The organism is Synechococcus sp. R6-10, from assembly GCF_047461815.1.
Taxonomy (GTDB): domain Bacteria; phylum Cyanobacteriota; class Cyanobacteriia; order Thermostichales; family Thermostichaceae; genus Thermostichus.
This window is the reverse complement of the sequence record NZ_JANSHW010000693.1, coordinates 1-1960: the sequence shown is the minus strand read 5'-3', so window position 1 is coordinate 1960 and position 1960 is coordinate 1. Positions and strand designations below refer to the sequence as shown.

Here is a 1960-nt window from a genome sequence, read left to right as displayed (position 1 = left end):
CCAGCGGTGCAAGTCCAGTCTGGGCCTGCTTTTGTCTCACGGGGGGGAGAAAAGCTACAGGGGGCGCTGCAAACTTTTCCTGTTCAGGTGCAGGGTCGTATTTGTTTGGATGCGGGCATTTCCACAGGAGGTTTTACAGACTGCTTGTTGAAACGGGGAGCCCAGCGGGTCTACGGAGTGGATGTGGGCTATGGGCAACTGGCCTGGTCTTTGCGAACGGATGCGCGGGTGATCCTAAAGGAGCGGGCCAACTTGCGCCATCTGCAGCCGGAGGATCTGTACGGAAGCGAGGCACCTCCCCAGAGCTGGCCGGATTTGGCGGTGGTAGACCTGTCTTTTATTTCCCTGACTAAGGTGCTAGCTCCGCTGTGGAACCTGTTGCGTTTCCCACGGGAGGCGCTGTTGCTGGTGAAGCCCCAGTTTGAGGCGGGCCGAGACCAGGTGGGTAAAAAGGGGGTGGTACGGGATCCGGTTGTCCATGCCCGCGTGCTGGAGACGGTGATGCGCTCGGCCGTGGCCCAGGGCTGGCAGGTGCAAGGCTACACGTGGTCGCCCATCACTGGCCCTGCCGGCAATATCGAGTATTGGCTCTGGCTGGCTGAAGGAGAAGGGATCCCTCTCCCCAGCGGCAGTGCGCTACAACAGATGAGCGAGCAGGCGAGAGCGACTTTACATGCATAGATCGTCGATTTTGTCAATAAGCTAATGTGCTGGGTTGGGGGAGATGAGCCAAAAAATTGAAGAATTGTTTCAGGAAGGGATTCGGCGCTATGAATCCGGGGAAGCAGCCAAGACGTTAATTCCCTCTTTTGAGTCGATCTGTAAGGGATCCCCAAAGGCGGCGGCGGCTTGGACGTGCTTGTCCTGGCTCTACCTTCTGGAGGGGCAGGCGGAAAAAGCTCTGAAGGCCGCCCAGACTGCTGTGAAGTTGGATCCGGTGGATGCCCAGCCCCGTGTGAATCTGACCCTAGCCATGCTGGAGCTGAAAAAAACCGGGGTACGCCAGCAGGTGGAGGCCATTAAGCAAATCTTGGCACGGGATCCCGAGCAGATTGAGGGTGTCAAATCCAACCTGCAAGAGGGAGGGAACCGCCGTCCTGCTTGGCCCCACTTGAGCAAGATTTACAACTGGCTCTTTGAAGAAGATTAAGTGACCCTATTCCTGGTTTTGCAACAAGACTTTAGGAAAATCTAGAGCTTTTTATTTTAATCTACAACTCTTAGCGATGTTCTCATGGAGTTGGTGCTAAACTTCTTGTACCCAATAGCAATATGGGATCCATTTATCGATAGGGGTTAGCTCTCGTCGCTTCTCTTCCCCGGCCTCAGTTGATTGATGAGATTGAACTCCGGGCTGGCGCGAGATGCTTAGCTCGGCGGTGGCTGCACTTCATTATATTGCAGTGGTGTTGCACTGCCGCCGCTTCCATAGCCACTGAATCGAGTCCCGTTTTCCAACCTCACTTTTTTGACCCCTTTGACTGCAGATGGGAGGAACTTTAAGATGAACCGTCAGACCGTTTGGGTTAAGAGCGATACCCGAAACCACCAAGGCTATTTCATTCCCCAGTGTGAGTATACTTTGGTCGAGGCCGACCAAAACGGCTGGGCGCTGATCTGTGCGGACAATGCCCGCTGCTATTATGTGGATCCCGAACAACTCTGGTTTGAGGCGGGATGAGAACTGTTGCTGCCTATTCAGGGCTGCTTGACTTCGAGGGAGTTCTGTAGAAACGCGGGCTCCCCATCATACATTCTCCCCATGCCGTTGGGCAGGGGTTTTTTCATGGGATGAGGATTGGCCCGTCATGCCTGTACACAGAACGGGCTTTAGGCTGGTACCTTGGGGCTTCTTCGACCGCAACCCGACAATCAATCTAGCGGAGCCGGCGTAAACTACCCGGCTCCGACCGCTAAGCGGTACGGAGCAGGCTTTCAGTAGCCCTGAGCCTGTTCTGCT

The 1960-nt window shown here is 55.2% G+C and carries 3 protein-coding genes and 1 pseudogene; all 4 read left to right on the top strand.

Translation table 11 applies throughout. From position 1 onward, the window contains the following. On the top strand, positions 1 to 681 hold a 681-nt coding region (locus NW837_RS15370; RefSeq protein ID WP_414332526.1), incomplete at its 5' end, for a TlyA family RNA methyltransferase. A 43-nt stretch (positions 682 to 724) separates the two neighbouring features. After that, positions 725 to 1150, top strand: a complete 426-nt coding sequence (locus NW837_RS15365) for a hypothetical protein (protein ID WP_011432703.1) — start codon at positions 725 to 727, stop codon at positions 1148 to 1150. A gap of 354 nt (positions 1151 to 1504) precedes the next feature. Continuing rightward, entirely contained in the window at positions 1505 to 1681 is a 177-nt protein-coding gene (locus NW837_RS15360) for a hypothetical protein (RefSeq protein WP_414332524.1), read from the top strand. A gap of 121 nt (positions 1682 to 1802) precedes the next feature. After that, a pseudogene (locus NW837_RS15355) lies at positions 1803 to 1895 on the top strand (hypothetical protein); the annotation flags it as partial. Positions 1896 to 1960: the final 65 nt, after the last annotated feature.

Excerpts from the sequence above, each read along its gene's own strand:
- NW837_RS15365 (WP_011432703.1), top strand. The coding sequence starts at position 725 with ATGAGCCAAAAAATTGAAGAATTGTTTCAGGAAGGGATTCGGCGCTAT.
- NW837_RS15360 (WP_414332524.1), top strand. The coding sequence starts at position 1,505 with ATGAACCGTCAGACCGTTTGGGTTAAGAGCGATACCCGAAACCACCAA.